The 502-nt window shown below is 43.6% G+C and carries 1 protein-coding gene; it reads left to right on the top strand.

Annotated elements, in window-relative coordinates; genetic code table 11:
* Positions 1-14: 14 nt before the first annotated feature.
* The coding region (locus ACQRD1_RS14590; RefSeq protein WP_427787951.1) for an Rpn family recombination-promoting nuclease/putative transposase at positions 15-502 on the top strand (488 nt) is incomplete at its 3' end.

Here is a 502-nt window from a genome sequence, read left to right as displayed (position 1 = left end):
TGTGGAGGATATATATGAAGCGAAAGAAGCAACTAAAAGAGCTTACGCTCAAGGACAATTTCATGTTTGGCGCAGTGATGATGGAGGAAGAAAACTGTAAAAGATTTCTGGAACTTGCGTTAGGTTTTCCCATCGAGCGGGTGGAAGTGAGTAAAGAAAAGAGTATCGTCTATCACCCGGAATATAAAGGTGTTCGATTGGATGTCTACGCCAAGAACGAACATAACACTCGTTATAACGTGGAGATGCAGGTCGCAAAGAAAGCAGAACTAGGGAAAAGGGTACGATATTATCACGGGCAGATTGACATGGAGCTGCTGCTAAGTGGCAGCGATTATACGGAACTGCCGGAAGTGTATGTGATTTTTATCTGTGACTTCGATCCGTTTGGAAAGAAAAAGTACCGGTATACATTTACAAAACAATGTGAGGAAGAACCGGGAGCACAGCTGCAGGAAGGGTGTAAAAGTATCTTCCTGAGTACCAGAGGAGAGAATGACAG

Origin of the sequence: Bariatricus sp. SGI.019 (genome assembly GCF_050315235.1) — a bacterium.
Lineage (GTDB): Bacteria > Bacillota > Clostridia > Lachnospirales > Lachnospiraceae > JAFBIX01.
The sequence above is the reverse complement of the archived record's forward strand: the minus strand, read 5'-3'. Positions and strand labels throughout refer to the sequence as shown.